We start from the raw sequence: 16,668 nt of genomic DNA on the forward strand, positions 1-16,668 counted from the left end.
ATGAGCACATTTGAAAAAGTCAGCAGCAACTTCATTCCAGTCTTGCAGGCAACCATCGAACAATATGTCGAGCCAGCAACGGGCATGCGCCATATCCACATGCATACCGAGCAGGCTGAGATGGTGTTCCTGGTGGCCTTTCCCACTGTGCCGGAAGTGAGCGACGGGCGCGCCCACATCCTCGAGCACCTGGCCTTGTGCGGCTCGTCCCGCTACCCGGTGCGCGACCCCTTCTTCTCGATGCTGCGCCGCTCGACGGCCACGTTCATGAATGCGATGACCTATCCGGACCGCACCGTGTACCCGTTCGCCAGCACCGACCGCAAGGATTTCTTCAACTTGCTCGACGTCTACCTGGACGCGGCCTTCTTCCCGAACCTCGATTACCTGAATTTCCGCCAGGAAGGCTGGCGCCATGCGTTCGAAGGCGACAAGCTGGTGTACCAGGGCATCGTCTTCAATGAAATGAAGGGCGCTTTCAACAGCCCCATGCGCGCGCTCGACAGCGGCATCGCCAGCGCCTTGCTCAAGGGTACGACGTATGAAGTGGAGTCGGGCGGCGATCCGCTGGTGATCCCGGAACTGACGCATGACATGCTGAAAGAATTCCACGCCAGCCACTACCATCCGTCGCAAGCCGTGATCATGACCGCCGGCAATATCGAAGCGTCGGCCGTGCAGGAACAAGTCGCCGAGCGCGTGCTGTCCAAGCTCAGCGGTTTCTCCGAACGCCGCCTGCCGCAGCTGGCGCCCGCGTGGACCACGCCGCAGGAAAACATCGTCAAGATTCCGTCGCAGGAAGCGCGCGACGATGAGTTCGGCCTGCAATTCGCCTGGCTGATGGGCGAGTCGAGCGACCCCATCGCGTACTACCACGCGCATCTGCTGTCGCACGGCTTGCTGGGCGAATCGTCGGCGCCCATCATGCGCGCCATGGAATCGGCCGGCTATGGCCGCCCATCGGATATGAATGGCCGCGACGCGGGCATCCGCCAGATGGTGTTCCACATCGGCATGGAAGGTTTAACCAAAGAACAAATCGCCGATGCGCACCAGCGCATCTGGACGGCCCTGGAAGAGACGGCGCAAGAGGGTATTCCCGCCGCCGTGCTGCACGCGGCCTTGCGCGACATCAAGTACAGCCAGCGCGAAATCAGCAGCGGCCGCATGCCATACGGCCTGGGCCGCTTGCTGCACGCCTTGCCGCTGGCCATGTACGGCGGCGACGTGATGGATGCGTTCGACAACGCGGCCATCCTGGAAACGCTGGAACAGCAGATCGAAGACCCGGAATTCTTCAAGCAACTGGTGCGCGAGCTGATCGCCAATCCGACCCGTTTGACGACCCACGTGGTGCCCGACAGCGCCTACTTCACGGACCGCGCCGCGCAGGAAGACGCCAAGCTGGCGGCCCTGCAAGCGACGCTGACGGACGCCGAACGCGAGCACATCATCGCCGAGTCCGCCGCGCTGGAAGCGCATCAGCAGCTGCCGTCGAATTCCGAAGTCTTGCCGCGCATCCGCCCGGGCGACGTCAGCGCCTTGCCGCGCCCGGCCCTGCCGATTCCCGCCGCCGTCGATGGCGCCGTGGCGTTCAGTATCGCCTCGAACGGCATCAGTTATGCCAACGTGCTGTACGACGTGTCGAACCTGCCGGAAGCGTCGTGGCCCTGGCTGCGCCTGTACACGGACCTGGCGCCGGAACTGGGCGTGGGCGACATGTCGTTCGACGATGCCAGCGCGTGGCGCCAAAGCATGGTTCCCTCGTTCCACATCGGCCTGGAAGCCATTCCCCGCCCGCAACAAGCGATGCGCGTGGAATTGTCGTTCTCGGCCAGCGGCTTGCGTGAAGAACACGCGGCGATCGCCGCCGTGCTGTCGGCCTGGATCGCCAAGCCCCGCTTCGATGAAGAAGAACGCCTGGCCTTTCTGATCGAAAGCCTGGTGCAGGACAAATTGAGCAGCTTGGCCGAATCGGGCAACCGCTACGCCATGCTCGCTGCGGCAGCGCCGCTGTCGCCCACGCGCCGCTTCGACGACATCGTCGGCGGCCCGGCAGCGCTGCCGTTCTACCGCCGCTTGCAGCAATTGAGCAAGACGTCGGCAGGCTTGCAGGAAATCGCGCGCGAACTCGACACCCTGCACGCGCACATCATCGCCCAGCAGCCGACCGTGCTGTGCGCAGGCCTGGAGCAGGATGGCATCACCCTGGCCCGCTTGCTGGAATTGCCGGCAGCCAGCACCGACGCCACGACGCCAAGCGACACGGCAACGCCAACTGCCTTGCCGCTGGCCAACACGGCCCTGCATGCGACGAGCCAGATCAACCATTGCTTCGTGTCCTGGGCCGTGCCTGGCGTGCACAATCCGGACGCGTCCGCCCTGGCCGTGGCCGCCGAACTGATGACCAACCAGGTGCTGCATACGGCCCTGCGCGAAAAAGGCGGCGCCTATGGCGGCAGCGCCAGCTATGCGGCCGGCGCCGGCACGTTTACGTTGAGCTCCTACCGCGATCCGCGCCTGGCCGGCACGTACACCGACTTCGGCACGACCCTGGATCAAATCCTCGACGGCGATTTCTCGCAGGAACAAGTGGAAGAAGCCATCATCTGCGTCATCAAGGGCCTCGACAAGCCGCACTCGCCATACGCGGAAGCGCTGACGGCGTGGAACATGCAGCAGCGCGGCACGACGGAAGCCGTGCGCCAGCAATTCCGCACCGGCGTGCTCAATTGCACCCTGACGCAGATCAAGGCTGTCACGCGCACCTGGCTGAAGAACGGCCAGCCGAGCCGCGCCGCGTTTGCGGGCAATACGACGCAAGACCTGGCCGGGCTGGACGTGGTCGATCTGCTGGCGCTGGCTTCCTGAGCTGGCCGGAGACGTCGGATTACGCGCGGCGTTGCCGCGCTAATCCGACCTACCCGATCTGTCGCGTAGGTCGGCTTAGCGGCGGCACGCCGCGTAATCCGACACCACCAGACACCACCACCTATCAGCCAGGTACGGCGCCTGGTTCCATGTACATCAGCTCCCACTGATGTCCATCCATATCCTGGAAACTGTGGCCATACATGAAGCCGAAATCCATCGGCTCCTTGTAGATGCTGCCGCCCGCCTGGACGGCCTTCGCCACCAGCTCATCGACTTCGCCGCGGCTCTCGGCCGACAGGCACACGAGCACTTCCGTCGCCACCTTGGTATCGCACAGCTGCTTGGGCGTGAATTGCTGGAATTTGTCGTGCGTCAACAGCATCACGAAAATGTCGTCGGCGACGATCATGCACGTTGCCGTTTCATCCGTGAAATGAGCATTGAAACTGAAGCCCAGCGCCGTGAAAAACGCCACGGAGCGTTCCAGCGACTGGACGGGTAGATTGACAAATATTTTGCGGGCCATCATGTCTCCTTCAGGTGAGATGAAAAATGCTGCCCGCCGATTCTACACCGGCTTTTTACGTGCCAGCGCGTCCCACGGTCTTCGGCGCGTAGCCGAAATAGCGGCTGAACGCGGCGCTGAAATTGGACGGATGGCGATAGCCCGTTTGCCAGCCCGCTTGCGCCACCTGGCAACCATTTTCCAGCAGTAACTTTGCCCGCTGCATGCGCAGCGCCAGCAGGGTGCGCTGCGGACTATCGTTGTAGCGGTAGCGCCATCCCTGCTTGAGCTTGAACAGGCTCAGCCCCACTTGCGCGCACAGGTAATCGAGCGTGAGGTCTTGCGCCATCTGCTCCTGCATCAGCGCGTAGGCACGCTCCAGCTTGATCATGTCGGCCTCGGGCCAGCGCGGCGCGGGAGCGGACGCGGGCGCCGGGCGCAGTGCCCGCAACTGTTCCGCCAGGACACTGAGCACGCCGATATGCACGGCCAGCGGGTCCGTCGCACGCAGCAGCGCCCGCGCCTGCAGAGCGGAGGCAGCTGTGGTGGCCGCATGCGCCAGCTGGCGCGCGCCTCCGTGAGGTAACAATGACGCCAGGCCCTCCGACCAGTAGCGCGCCAGCGCGTCTTCAGCGACCAGCACGCGCAATTGCGCCGCCCGTTGATTCGCCTCGAAACGCCGCTCGCCGCTGACGTGGCGAAACGCCGTCACCGTCGTATGGCCCCCCCGGAAACGCAATTGTTCGCCATCGCGCGTCGTGTAGCCGGACACGCCTTGCAGGCCGATGGTGATCACCATGCCGCCCGCATCGTCATGCTTCGATTGCTCGACGAGCGCCAGCCGCGGACGGTAATCGGAATGCACGAGCAGCAAGCCCTGATCGACCTGGCGCTGGTCGGCGCGGCACTCGCCCATGCCGGGATCGAGCTGGCGCCGCGTCCAGCCTGCCGCTTCCCTGTCCTGTTCCATCATCGCTCCTCCTGTTTTCCCGCGCGCCGTCGCGCATACGAAATGCACCGGGTCGCATACAAATGCAAATGATAATTATTCTCATTGTTGCATAAAATAGGTGCTCTTGCCCACCTCACCGAAAGGAAGCACCATGCCATTCAGCACACAACACGCCTTGCAACCGTATTGGGACCTGGCCGTCGCACCCGTCCAGGCCGATGGGCTGGCCGCCGCCCTGGAACTGGGCTTTTTCGAGGTGCTGGTCACGCCGCACACGCCGGCGCAACTGGCCGACACCCTGTCGCTGCATGCGCCGCACACGGCCCTGCTGCTGGAATTACTCTGGAGCATGCAGGTGCTGGAACGCGATGCGGCCGATGACGAGGCACAGCGCTACCGCTGCACGGCCGCCACCTTGCAGTATTTCTGCCGCGACTCCGTGGCCTTTTGCGGCGACGCCTGGCTGTACCGGCTGCATGCGCTGCGCCATTTCGCCACGCAGCTCAGTACGCTGGTGCGCGAGGGCGGCAAAGCCGCACCGTACAGCACGGCGAATGGGGTCAACTGGGCCGCTGCCGCGCAGCAGCAGATTGGCCAGGAACAACGCGCCGTCACCATGCGCGCGGCCCTGTCCGTGATGCAGCGCATCGCCCCGTTTGCGAACGGTCACACGCCGCTGCGCCTGCTTGATGTAGGTGGCGGCCCGGGCTGGGTTGCCATTGCACTGGCACAAGCCCATGCGGGCTTGCAAGGCTGCGTTTTCGACTGGCCGGAAACGGTGGCCGTGGCGGCCGCCAACATCGCCCATGCGCAACTATCGGACCGGCTGGAGACGCTGGGTGGCGACCTGGACAGTGACGATATCGGCAGTGGCTACGATCTGATCTGGTGCTCGTCCGTGCTGCATTTCGTGCCCGACATGGCGGCGGCCTTGCGCAAGATCCATGCAGCCTTGAAACCCGGAGGCGTCTTCATCTGCGTGCAGGCGGAAATCGCCCCGGCAGCCGGCGACGCGGCGCGCGTGCTGCCGTATTACTTGCCAATGCGCATGCTGGGCCGCACGGTAACCCAGCAGGGAGAATTGGCGCAGCTGCTGCGCGACACGGGCTGGCGGCAAGTGGAGCAATACAGCGCCAGCGATTTCCCCATGGCGCCCGTGCAGGTGCTGATTGCGCGCGCCTAACAATTACCATTTAATAATTATCTTTTTTATAGCAACAAAAGGCGCAAATGCGCTAAGCTGTGCCAGCATTGATCGATGTCATCCGCAGCACTCTGCTGCCTCCACAAGGAATCCATCATGAGTCTAAATATCGCAGGGAAAGTCGTCGTCATCACCGGTGCCAGCAGCGGCCTGGGCGAAGCCACGGCACGCCATCTGGCCACACTGGGCGCCTGCGTCGTGCTCGGTGCGCGGCGCATGGATCTGCTCACCATCCTCGCCGAGGAAATCACGGCGGCCGGCGGCCAGGCCGCCATTGCCGATACCGACGTCACGGTGCCTGCCGAGGTCAAGAATCTGATCGATACGGCCCTCGCCGTGTTCGGCAAGGTCGATGTGCTGATCAACAATGCGGGGTTGATGGCCATCGCGCCGATGAGCGCCTTGCAAGTCGACGAGTGGAACAACATGATCGATATCAACATCAAGGGCGTGTTGAATGGCATCGCTGCCGTCCTGCCGCATTTCCAGGCACAAAACAGCGGCCACTTCATCAATATCTCGTCGGTGGCGGGACAAAAGGTTTTCAGCCCTGGCGGGACCGTCTACAGCGGCACCAAGTTTGCCGTCAGCGCCATCTCGGAAGGCTTGCGCCATGAGCTGGCGGCCAGCGGCGGCACCATCCGCACCACGACCATCTTGCCGGGCGCCATCGCCACGGAGCTGACGGGCGGCAGCAGCCATGCGGAAAGCGCGGCCGGCTTGAAGGAGTTTTACAAGCAAGCCATCCCCGCCGACGCCGTGGCACGCGCCGTCGCGTATGCGATCGGGCAGCCGGACGACGTGAGCATCAATGAAATCGTGCTGCGCCCGACGGTGCAGGAGTTTTAAGCCGCATCTTGTTGCAGCGACTCGATGATCAGGCTGGCCAGCCGCTCGACGGGCGGCCTCGGCACGCTGGAGGCGCGCAGCAGTTCCAGCGACAACGGGGGCAGGGCGGGCAAGCCCGCCGCCACGTGATCGAGCGCGCGCACGGTTGAGGGCAAGCCCAGGCCCGTGCGCACCGTCACGCCCAACCCGGCTGCCGCCGCCGCCCACAGACCGGCCAGGCTGGGGCTGGTAAACGCCGTGCGCCAGGCGATGCCGGCATGGTCCAGCGCTTGCGTGGCGCAGCGCTGGAACAGGCAGTCGCGGTCGAACGCAATGAGCGGCAACGGTTCGCCCGACTCGGGCCGCCAGGCCAGGCTGGACGAGGCGATCCAGCGCATGGCCGGTTCGGCAATATGCTGGCGCTGCTGCGACGGATACTCGGCCACGTCGGCGATGCACGCGCCGCCCCACAGCAGGGCCAGGTCTAGCTGGCCCATGGCCAGGCCTTGCATCAAGGCCGTGTTGCGCGCCACGTGCGCCTCGATGCGCACCTTCGGATGCGCGCGGGCAAAGCGCCCCAGCACGTCGGGCAGCAAGGCTTCGCCAAAATCCTCTTGCAGGCCCAGCCGGATCCAGCCTTCCAGTTCCGCGCCGCGCAAGGCGACGGCCGCCTCGTCGTTGAGTTCCAGCAAACGGCGCGCATAGCCGAGCAAGACTTCGCCGGCCGGCGTCAGCGCCAGTCCCCGGCCATCCTTGCGGAACAGGGGCATGCCCGCCTGCTCCTCGAGTTTTTTCAGCTGCGCGCTGACGGCCGAGGTGGAACGGCCCACCTTGTCCGCCGCGCGGGCAAAGCTGCCCAGCTCGATGCCAGCCACATAGCTGCGCAAGAAGGCGATGTCGAAATTCAGCAAGCTCATGGCGTGACGGAGATTGTCCTGTTTTATGGGATGGTGACTGGTAAATTATCTGATATTCAGAACGATCGTACTGCGCAACACTGTCAGGGTCAACCACTTTCCCCTCCCTGCCATGACCACCAGCTGCCCAACCGTTCCTGTTCCTGTTCCTGTCCCCGCCACCGCGCCCGCGCTGGGCAATGCCCACCGCTGGAAGGTGCTGGCCGTCGGCGTGGCCGCCAATGCCAGCTTTTCCGCCGCCGCCAACGGCATGCCCACGACGGCCATCTGGCTGCGCAGCGGCTATCACCTGAGCAATACGGAACTGGGCGTGGCGCTGGGCGCCATGGGCTTGGGCGTGGCCCTGACCGAATTGCCATGGGGTATGGCCACCGACCGCTGGGGCGACCGCCCCGTGCTGCTGACGGGCTTGCTGGGGACCATGCTGGCACTATTGACCTTGCTGCTATGGATCACCCCGACTGAGGGCACGGTGCCACCGCTATGGGCGCTGGCGGCCGGGCTGGCGCTGGTCGGCGTGCTGGGCGGCAGCGTGAATGGCGCCAGCGGCCGCGCCGTGATGCGCTGGTTCGGCGCTGGCGAACGGGGTTTCGCCATGAGCATCCGCCAGACGGCGGTGCCGCTCGGTGGCGGCCTCGGCGCCCTCATCCTGCCCAGCCTGGCGTCACGGTACGGCTTCATGCCCGTGTTTGGCGCCCTGGCCCTCGTATGCGCCCTGTCGGCGTTTTTTACGTGGCGCTGGATGCATGAGCCCGATTTCTCTACCGAGGCTGCCACGGGCCCGCAAAACGCGTCCACGGGCCTGATGGAGGTCAAGCCTGCGCCGCCCTTGCGGAATCGTAAAGTCTGGCGCATGGTGGCCGCTATCGGCTTGCTGTGCGTGCCGCAATTTGCCGTGCTCAGCTTCGCCACCGTCTTCCTGCACGACCATGGCCACCTGGGCCTGGCGGCCATCACGGCCGTGATGGTGGCCCTGCAGGCGGGCGCCATGGTGATGCGCATCTGGAGCGGACGCCACACGGACCGCCACGCGAACCGGCCCGCCTGGCTGCGCGGCTCGGCCCTGGTGGCGCTGACGTCGTTCATTGTGCTTGGATGCATCGCCTGGCTGGACGCGCCAGGCTGGCTGTTGATGGCCGCCGTGGTGGCTGCCGGCATCGCCGTATCCGCCTGGCATGGCGTGGCCTACACGGAGCTGGCCACGGAAGCGGGCGGCGCCAACGCGGGCACGGCCCTGGGCATGGCAAACACGGCGGTCTACGTGGGGCTGTTCCTTACGCCGATCGCCATCCCGCACCTGCTGGCGGCCAGCAGCTGGCCCGTCGTGTGGTGGCTGGCGGGGCTGGTGGCGCTGTGCACCTGGCCCCTGTTTCCCAAGGCTTAGGGCAAGACAGAAATACGGTAGACGCAGCGCATGGCATTGGCCAGCACATGCTGCTCGCGCACGATGCTGGCGCCTGGCCCCACCACTTCCTGGAACAGCTGCAATTCGGAGCGGCAAAAGCCCTGGCAGGTGCGCGCGGCGGCGCAGATGGGGCAGTGGTCTTCAATCAGCAGCCAGTCGTCGCCGTCCGCTTCCACGCGCGCCATATAGCCCTCTTCATCGCGCACGGCCGCCAGCTGCTGCAAGCGCGTGGGCAAATCCGGCGCCGAGCACGCCAACGCATACGCGCTGCGGCTTTCCTCCTCGCGCTGGGTGATGAGTTTATCCAGCCCCGCTTCGCCGAACAGCTGGCGCACCGAGCCGATCAGCTTGATCGTCAGCTGCGCATGCGTGTCGGGAAAGCGCGCATTGCCCGCCTCCGTCAAGACCCAGTTCTGGCGAGGCCGGCCGGCGCCCGCCTGCGCTTCCTGGCGCCCCTCGATCAAACCCGCCGCCACCAGCTTTTGCACTTGCTGGCGCGCCGCCTCGCCCGTCATGTCCAGCGTCTTGGCCAGGGTCGCCGTGGAGACGGGTCCCTTGGTCTTGATGAAATACAGGATGCGCTCCGTCGTTTGCGGCGCTTCGCTATTATCCAAACGTTTACTTGTGTAATTCATTTCGCTCAACTATCATGGGGCCAGTTAACCAACTAATTGCTTGCATAATAGGCCGGTAGCTCCCCGCTGTCGAGGAGTTTCCACGTCCGCGTGCCAGCAAGACACTCTTTGGACTGGAATCCCATGCAGCTGCAGCACTCCATCTGGCTGTTTCACGCCATCCTCGCTACCGGCCTGGCCATCTGGCTCACCCTGGCCGCCATCAACAACCTGCACGCCTTCCACGGCTCCGTCTGGGCCATCGGCAACACCATGCGCATGGACCCGCTGCGCCAGGACCCGACCATCCAGACGCCGCTGCTGCGCCGCGCGCTCACATCCTTGAGCTTGCATCGGCTGTCGCTGGGCGTGGTGCTGACGCTGCAACTGCTGGCCGCCATCGCCGCCTGGACGGGCGTGGCGCTGTTTGCCGGCGACGGCCTGGCCGCTGCCTTGCCCTGGCTAAATCTGGCCTTGTGCGCCATGGCCGCATTTTTGCTGCTGATGCACCTGGGCGGCCTGTGGTTCGGCTACTGGATCGCACAGGAAGGCTTGCAGACGACGCATCTGGTGCTGCTGCTGTGGACCATCGCCCTGTTTGTACTTTTCAACGCGCAGCGGACCTGATCAGCCTCCGCTGCGCCTCTTCTCCCTTTGACTGCAGTAAAGGACTTCATCATGAATACGAAAATCGTCGGCGCCTCCGCGCTGGCCATCACCCTGGCCGTCGCCGGTGCCGCGCTGTATCCGCGTGCCGACTCGCATGCGGCCGACGCCGCCGCCTATCCTGCCACCAAGGTGGCGCTGGTACCCGTCATGCTGGGCACGCAGGAACGCTACTTCGCTGGCGTGGGCGAACTGGAAGCGGCGCGCCAGGTGCAGGTGGCGGCTGAGGCGGGCGGGCGCATCACGCAGATCCGCTTCGAGTCGGGCCAGACCGTGCCCGCCGGCGCCATCCTGGTGCAGCTGAATGACGCACCGGAACAGGCGGCCCTGCTGCGCCAGCGCGCGCAGCTGAAAAACGCGGAAAGCAGCCATGCCCGCACGGTGCAGATGGTGAAGGAAAAGGCGGCCACGCAGGAGCAGCTCGACACGGCCCTGGCCGCGCGCGACGCAGCCCTGGGCGACGTGCGCCAGACGGAAGCGCTGATCGCGCAAAAGACCATCCGCGCGCCGTTCGCCGGGCAGCTGGGCATCCGCAAGGTGCACGCGGGCCAGTACCTGAACGCGGCCGACACGGTGGCCAGCCTGATCGACACGAAGTCGCTGATGGTGAACTTCGCCCTCGATGAACAGAGCAGCGCGAAGCTGGCGCCAGGCCAGGCCGTGCAAGTGCTGGTGGACGCCTATCCCGATGACATCTTCACGGCGAAGATCAACGCCATCGACCCGCTGATCGCCCGCTCGCGCATGGTGCAGGTACAGGCGGCATTGAGCAATCCCCGCGGCGCGCTGAAAGCGGGCATGTATGCGAATGTGCGCGTGGCGCGCGAGGCAGGCCAGCAACTGACGGTGCCGGAAACGGCGGTGACCTACAGCGCGTATGGCGACACCGTGTTCGTCGCGCAGCAGGAAGGAAAACAGCCGCTCACCGTCAAGCGCGTGGGCGTGAAACTGGGCGAGCGGGCCGGGGGCCGCGTGGCCATTCTTGACGGCTTGCGCGAAGGCCAGCGGGTGGTCGCCTCGGGCCAGCTGAAACTGGCCGACGGCATGGCAGTGCAAGCCGTGGCCAATACCCTGGACGAGGCCAAGCGCGCCGCGCCCAAGGCCGGCTCGTAAGGGAAGGCCATCACCATGAAATTTACCGATTTATTCGTACGCCGCCCCGTGCTGGCGCTGGTGATCAGCACATTGATCCTGATGCTGGGCGTGATCGCCATCCTGCAACTGCCGATCCGCCAATACCCGATGCTCGAATCGTCCACCATCACCGTCACGACCAACTATCCGGGCGCCTCGGCGGAACTGATGCAGGGTTTTGTCACGCAGCCCATCGCGCAAGCCGTATCGTCGGTGGAAGGCATCGATTACCTGACCTCGTCGTCGGTGCAGGGCAGCAGCACGGTCACCGTGCGCATGGAGCTGAACCGCGACTCCACGCAGGCGCTGACGGAAGTCATGGCCAAGGTCAACCAGGTGCGCTACAAGCTGCCAGAAGGCGCATTTGACCCCGTCATCGAGCGCTCGGCCGGCGATTCCTCGGCCGTCGCCTATGTCGGCTTTGCCAGCGAGAGCGTGTCCGCGCCCGCGCTGACGGACTACCTGGCGCGCGTGGTGCAACCGATGTTCGCCACCATCGACGGCGTGGCCAAGGTCGACGTGTATGGCGGCCAGCAGCTGGCCATGCGATTGTGGATCGATCCGGCCAAGCTGGCCGCGCGCGGCTTGACGGCAGCCGACGTGGCCGACGCCGTGCGGCGCAATAACTACCAGGCGGCGCCCGGCAAGGTGAAAGGACAATTCGTCGTCTCGAACATCAGCGTCAACACGGATCTGACCAGCGTGGCGGAGTTCCGCGACATGGTCATCCGCAAGGGCGGCGATGACAGTGCTGCCCTGGTGCGCCTGAAGGATGTGGGCACGGTGGAACTGGGCGCGGCCGCCACGGAGACGAGCGGCATCATGGACGGCGTGCCGGCCGTGTATCTGGGCCTGTCACCCACGCCAGGCGGCAACCCGCTGGTGATCGTCGACGGCATCAAGAAGCTGCTGCCGGAAATCCAGAAAACCCTGCCACCCGGCGTGAAGGTCGAGCTGGCATTCGAGACGGCACGCTTCATCCAGTCGTCCATCGACGAGGTGGCGCATACGCTGCTCGAAGCGCTGCTCATCGTCGTCATCGTCATCTACCTGTGCATGGGTTCCCTGCGCTCCGTGCTGATTCCCGTCGTGACCATCCCGCTGTCGATGCTGGGCGCGGCGGCGCTGATGCTGGCCTTCGGTTTCAGCATCAATCTGCTCACCTTGCTGGCGATGGTGCTGGCCGTGGGCCTGGTGGTCGATGACGCCATCGTCGTGGTGGAAAACGTGCACCGGCATATCGAGGAAGGTAAGACGCCCGTGGCGGCCGCCCTGGTGGGCGCGCGCGAAGTGGCCGGCCCCGTCATCGCCATGACGATCACCCTGGCTGCCGTGTATGCGCCGATCGGCATGATGGGGGGACTGACTGGCGCGCTGTTCAAGGAATTCGCGCTGACCCTGGCCGGCGCCGTGGTGGTGTCGGGCGTGGTGGCGCTGACCTTGTCTCCCGTAATGAGCTCCCTGCTGCTGCAGCCGAAACAGACGGAAGGACGCATGGCGCGCGCCGCCGAGCATTTCTTCGAAGGCCTGACCTCGCGCTATGCGCGCCTGCTGGACCGCTCCCTGCACCACCGCTGGCTGAGCGCCGGTTTCGCCGCGCTGGTGATGGTCAGTCTGCCGTTTTTGTACCTGCTGCCGCAGCGCGAACTGGCGCCGGCGGAAGACCAGGCCAGCGTGCTGACGGCGATCAAGGCGCCGCAGCATGCCAACCTCGATTACGTGGAACGCTTTTCCTACAAGCTCGATGCCATCTACAAGAATATCCCCGAAACGGACTCGCGCTGGATCATCAACGGCGGCGAGGGGCCTGCGTCTAGCATCGGCGGCATCAACCTGACGCCGTGGGCCGAGCGTTCGCGCAATGCGGCCGTCATCCAGGCGGAATTGCAGCACGCCGTGGGCGACGTGGAAGGCACCAGCATCTTCGCCTTCCAGCTGGCGCCCTTGCCGGGATCAAGCGGCGGCTTGCCCGTGCAGATGGTCTTGCGCAGCGCGCAGGATTACGCCACCCTGTTCCGCACCATGGAAGACGTCAAGCAGCGCGCACGCGACAGCGGCCTGTTTGCCGTCGTCGACAGCGACCTCGATTACAACAACCCCGTCGTGAAAGTACGCGTGGACCGCTCCAAGGCGAACAGCCTGGGCATCCGCATGCAGGACATCGGCGAATCGCTGGCCGTGCTGGTGGGCGAGAATTATTTGAACCGCTTCGGCATGGATGGCCGCGCCTACGACGTCATCGCGCAAAGCCCGCGCGAACAGAGATTGACGGCGCAAGCCCTGACGCAGCAGTACGTACGCGCCGACGACGGCAGCCTGCTGCCCCTGTCCGCCGTCGTGTCCGTGACGGAACAGATCGAGCCAAACATGCTGACCCAGTTCAACCAGCAAAATGCGGCCACCTTCCAGGGCGTACCGGCGCCGGGCGTGACCCTGGGCGACGCCGTCGCCTTCCTCGACGGCGTGGCGAAAACCCTGCCGCCGGGCTTCAGCTACGACTGGCAGTCCGATGCGCGCCAGTTTGCCACGGAAGGCAATGCCCTGCTGCTGGCCTTTTTGGCGGCCGTCGTCGTCATCTACCTGGTGCTGGCGGCCCAGTACGAAAGCCTGACGGACCCGCTGATCATCCTGATCACCGTGCCGCTGTCGATTTGCGGCGCCCTGATTCCGCTGGCCCTCGGCTACGCCACCGTCAACATCTACACGCAGATCGGCCTCGTGACTCTGATCGGCTTGATCAGCAAGCACGGCATTCTGATGGTGGAGTTTGCCAATGAATTGCAGGTACATGAACAGCTCGACCGCATCACGGCCATCCGCAAGGCGGCGCAGATCCGCTTGCGCCCGATTCTGATGACGACGGCCGCCATGGTGGTGGGCCTGGTGCCGCTGCTGTTCGCTTCCGGCGCCGGCGCCAACAGCCGCTTCGGGCTGGGCGTGGTGATCGTCTCGGGCATGTTGATCGGCACCTTCTTCACCCTGTTCGTGCTGCCCACCGTGTACACCTTTCTGGCCCGCCGCCACACGGCCGACCATGCCACGCCGCGCGCGCGCGACCTGTCCCAGGCGCTGAAGGAATCCCCATGAAAAATTACCGCTATCTTGTCTCCCTTTTCCCCCTGCTGGCCGGCTGCGCCGTCAGCCCCGCCTATGTCACGCCGGGCACGCCCGCCATCACCCTGGCCAGCCCGCAGCAGGCGCAATTCGCACCCGGTGCAAGCGCCGTCAGCGAGGCCGCCTGGTGGACGTTTTTCGACGATGCGCGCCTGTCGCAGCTGATCGCCAGCGCGCTCGAACACAACCTCGATATCGTCCAGGCGCAAGCGAACCTGCTGGCCGCGCGCGCCGTCTTCGACGAGCGCCGGCTCGATGAGCTGCCTTCCGTCACCAGCCAGGCGGGATGGCAACGCCAGGTGCGACAGGACACACCCGATAGCCGCGCCGCCAGCGCCAGCACGCGCGTAGGGTTCGACGCGCAATGGGAGATCGACCTGTTCGGCCGCTTGGCCCATATCAGCCGCTCGGCGCAGGCGCGCGCCGAGGCGGTGCAGGCGGACTTGCGGCAAATGCAGCTGACAATCGCTGCCGAGGTGGCGCGCAATTACTACGAGGCGCTGGGCTACCAGCAAAACCTGGCGCTGACGCAGGCGCAGGTGCACAGCTGGCGCGACACCGTCGCCCTGATCGATGCGCGCATCCGCGCCGGCAGCGGCTTGCCGGAAGAGCGCCACAACGCGCTGGCCAACCTGGCCCGCAGCGAGGCGATGCTGCCGCCATTGCAGGCGGGCTTGCGCCAGGCGCAGTACCGGCTCGATGTCTTGGGCGGCCAGCGACCTGGCGCAGACACTGCGGGCGCCATCGCGCTGGCCACTCAGCCAGGGCAACAGGCGCCGCTGGCGGGCCAGCTGCCGCTCGGCGACGTGAACCGCCTGATCAAGCAGCGTCCCGACGTGGTGCGCGCCGAGCGCCTGCTGGCCGCCTCCAGCGAAGACGTGGGGGCGGTCACGGCCGACCTGTATCCGCGCCTGAGCCTGGGCGGCTTTTTGGGCTTCTTTGCGCTGCGCGGCAGCGGCGTGTTCGACGGCGGCGCGCGCGCCTTCGAGATGGCGCCCTCCATCAGCTATCCGGCCTTCCGCCTCGGCAGCGTCAAGGCGCGCTTGCGCGGCACGCAGGCCGAAGCGCAGGGCGCGCTGGCGCGCTATGAACAAACGATGTTATTGGCGCAGGAAGACGTGGAAAATGCCGTCACGCAGCTGGCGCAAAACCAGACGCGATTGGCTTCCCTGCTGGAATCGGCGCGCCACGGCAACGCGGCCCTCGGCATCGCCAGCACGCGCTATCAGGGTGGTTCCGGCAGCTACCAGGCCGTGCTGGAAAACCAGCGCGCCTTGTACGATATCCGGCGCGAAGCGCTGCTGGCGGAAACGGCGTCCTATATCGATGCGATTGCCCTGTACAAGGCGCTGGGATGGGGGCAAACTATGTGATCTTTTTAGCTAGGAAAGGCACGCAATGTTCACGCAAGGCAGCTGGCTCAATCCACCGGAAAACTGGTCCGCCGACGGCGCGCAATTGCGCGTGACGACGGATGCCAACACGGATTTCTGGCGCAGGACCGCGTATGGGTTTATCCGCGACAGCGGCCATTTTTTCGGCACGCAAATCGATGGCGATTTCACGGCGCAGCTGCATGTGGCGGCGCAGTACGCAGCGCTGTACGACCAGGCGGGAATGATGGTGCGCATCGACGCGGAAAACTGGATCAAATGCGGCGTCGAATTTTCCGACGGCCAGTTACTGTTGAGCACCGTGCTGACGGTGGACACATCGGATTGGGCCGTCAGCATCGCTCCCGCCATGCCGGACGGTTTCTGGCTGCGCGTGACGGTGGAAAAGGGTGTGATCCGGGTGCAGTATTCGACCGATGGCAAGCTATGGCCGCTGCTGCGCCTGGCGCCATTTCCCGAGGCCAGCAGCTACCTTGTCGGGCCCATGTGCTGCACGCCGGAACGCGCCGGCCTCGAGGTCGCGTTTTCGCAATTTACGCTGGGCCCAGCCCAGCGCAAGGACTTGCACGACCTCACTTGAGTGCCCGTGTGTGCATGGCGGATCAGACGGCGGAATCCGTCCACTGATTCTCGATGCACCATTGCCGCACATCGGCGATCAGTTGCGCGGAAACGGGCTGGAGTCCCGGGAGTTTTTTCTCGTATTTACGGATGCTGGCGGCAAAAAAAGTGAAGAAAGCGGTGCCGATCAATTTGCGTTGCCCAGGCGTGTCTTTTTTCACCGGTACGAAGTCTTCCTCGTCCATGGCGATATCGAGGCCGAACATGTTGTCGCTGGCGTAATAGCGGCAGAATGTTTTTCGCTGCAAGTCTTTTGGCACGCAGCGCAGGCAGACAAACAATTCCCAGTCGAGATCAGGATATTTTTCTTCCATCAAGGGACCAAGCTGCCGCAGTTCATGACCAATGTCAAAGACCTTGGTCCAGCTTGGCGAGTCCGATGTCGTGTCTATGCGCATCTTTGTTTTCTCCGAGTGCAAGAACCGCATGATACGCGCATC

14 protein-coding genes are annotated in these 16,668 nt (G+C 64.9%); 9 read left to right on the top strand and 5 right to left on the bottom strand.

Annotated features, from left to right (window positions below):
• Complete coding sequence (locus tag CSQ91_RS22400; protein ID WP_099389678.1) at nucleotides 1-2,871, top strand: insulinase family protein; 2,871 nt, start codon at nucleotides 1-3, stop codon at nucleotides 2,869-2,871.
• A 124-nt stretch (nucleotides 2,872-2,995) separates the two neighbouring features.
• Here CSQ91_RS22400 and CSQ91_RS22405 read toward each other — a convergent pair whose 3' ends face one another.
• Nucleotides 2,996-3,400, bottom strand: a complete 405-nt coding sequence (locus CSQ91_RS22405) for a VOC family protein (protein ID WP_099389679.1) — start codon at nucleotides 3,398-3,400, stop codon at nucleotides 2,996-2,998.
• Nucleotides 3,401-3,455: 55 nt separating this feature from the next.
• Nucleotides 3,456-4,352 (bottom strand): helix-turn-helix transcriptional regulator, encoded by an 897-nt coding sequence (locus CSQ91_RS22410; RefSeq protein ID WP_099389680.1) that lies wholly within the window; start codon nucleotides 4,350-4,352, stop codon nucleotides 3,456-3,458.
• A 130-nt stretch (nucleotides 4,353-4,482) separates the two neighbouring features.
• Between CSQ91_RS22410 and CSQ91_RS22415 the strand changes: the two genes are divergently transcribed.
• Together CSQ91_RS22415 and CSQ91_RS22420 are read left to right on the top strand one after the other, a co-directional pair.
• The gene (locus tag CSQ91_RS22415; protein ID WP_099389681.1) at nucleotides 4,483-5,514 is read left to right on the top strand and encodes a methyltransferase domain-containing protein; all 1,032 of its coding nucleotides are present in this window, start codon (nucleotides 4,483-4,485) and stop codon (nucleotides 5,512-5,514) included.
• Between the two features lie 117 nt (nucleotides 5,515-5,631).
• Nucleotides 5,632-6,384 carry an SDR family oxidoreductase gene (locus tag CSQ91_RS22420; protein WP_070257866.1) on the top strand — a complete coding sequence of 251 codons (753 nt, stop codon included), beginning with the start codon at nucleotides 5,632-5,634 and terminating at the stop codon, nucleotides 6,382-6,384.
• Here CSQ91_RS22420 and CSQ91_RS22425 read toward each other — a convergent pair.
• Complete coding sequence (locus CSQ91_RS22425; RefSeq protein ID WP_099389682.1) at nucleotides 6,381-7,280, bottom strand: LysR substrate-binding domain-containing protein; 900 nt, start codon at nucleotides 7,278-7,280, stop codon at nucleotides 6,381-6,383. The genes CSQ91_RS22420 and CSQ91_RS22425 overlap by 4 nt on opposite strands.
• 112 nt (nucleotides 7,281-7,392) lie before the next feature.
• Here CSQ91_RS22425 and CSQ91_RS22430 point away from each other — a divergent pair, with 112 nt between their 5' ends.
• A complete protein-coding gene (locus CSQ91_RS22430; protein ID WP_099389683.1) occupies nucleotides 7,393-8,664 on the top strand; it encodes an MFS transporter in 1,272 nt (423 codons plus the stop codon).
• Here the strand turns inward: CSQ91_RS22430 and CSQ91_RS22435 are convergent.
• Nucleotides 8,661-9,320, bottom strand: a complete 660-nt coding sequence (locus CSQ91_RS22435; protein ID WP_034782669.1) for a helix-turn-helix transcriptional regulator — start codon at nucleotides 9,318-9,320, stop codon at nucleotides 8,661-8,663. The two genes, CSQ91_RS22430 and CSQ91_RS22435, sit on opposite strands and share 4 nt — an antisense overlap.
• A 123-nt stretch (nucleotides 9,321-9,443) precedes the next feature.
• On the opposite strand from CSQ91_RS22435, the gene CSQ91_RS22440 reads away from it, so the two are divergent.
• Genes CSQ91_RS22440 through CSQ91_RS22460 form a run of 5 tightly spaced genes read left to right on the top strand, consistent with a single transcriptional unit; the run spans nucleotide 9,444 to nucleotide 16,187 of the window.
• Complete coding sequence (locus tag CSQ91_RS22440) at nucleotides 9,444-9,926, top strand: DUF2165 family protein (protein WP_070257862.1); 483 nt, start codon at nucleotides 9,444-9,446, stop codon at nucleotides 9,924-9,926.
• Nucleotides 9,927-9,977: 51 nt separating this feature from the next.
• A complete protein-coding gene (locus CSQ91_RS22445; RefSeq protein ID WP_070282974.1) occupies nucleotides 9,978-11,078 on the top strand; it encodes an efflux RND transporter periplasmic adaptor subunit in 1,101 nt (366 codons plus the stop codon).
• A 15-nt stretch (nucleotides 11,079-11,093) separates the two neighbouring features.
• A complete protein-coding gene (locus tag CSQ91_RS22450) occupies nucleotides 11,094-14,186 on the top strand; it encodes a MexW/MexI family multidrug efflux RND transporter permease subunit (RefSeq protein WP_099389684.1) in 3,093 nt (1,030 codons plus the stop codon).
• Nucleotides 14,183-15,586, top strand: coding sequence for an efflux transporter outer membrane subunit (locus CSQ91_RS22455; RefSeq protein WP_099389685.1), 1,404 nt, complete (start codon nucleotides 14,183-14,185; stop codon nucleotides 15,584-15,586). The genes CSQ91_RS22450 and CSQ91_RS22455 overlap by 4 nt, the downstream gene beginning before the upstream one ends.
• A gap of 25 nt (nucleotides 15,587-15,611) precedes the next feature.
• Complete coding sequence (locus CSQ91_RS22460) at nucleotides 15,612-16,187, top strand: DUF1349 domain-containing protein (protein ID WP_099389686.1); 576 nt, start codon at nucleotides 15,612-15,614, stop codon at nucleotides 16,185-16,187.
• A 22-nt stretch (nucleotides 16,188-16,209) separates the two neighbouring features.
• On the opposite strand, the gene CSQ91_RS22465 is transcribed toward CSQ91_RS22460, so the two are convergent.
• The gene (locus CSQ91_RS22465; RefSeq protein WP_099389687.1) at nucleotides 16,210-16,626 is read right to left on the bottom strand and encodes a hypothetical protein; all 417 of its coding nucleotides are present in this window, start codon (nucleotides 16,624-16,626) and stop codon (nucleotides 16,210-16,212) included.
• Nucleotides 16,627-16,668 lie beyond the last annotated feature (42 nt).

The sequence above is a fragment of the Janthinobacterium sp. BJB301 genome, assembly GCF_002735685.1.
GTDB classification, from domain to species: domain Bacteria; phylum Pseudomonadota; class Gammaproteobacteria; order Burkholderiales; family Burkholderiaceae_D; genus Janthinobacterium; species Janthinobacterium lividum.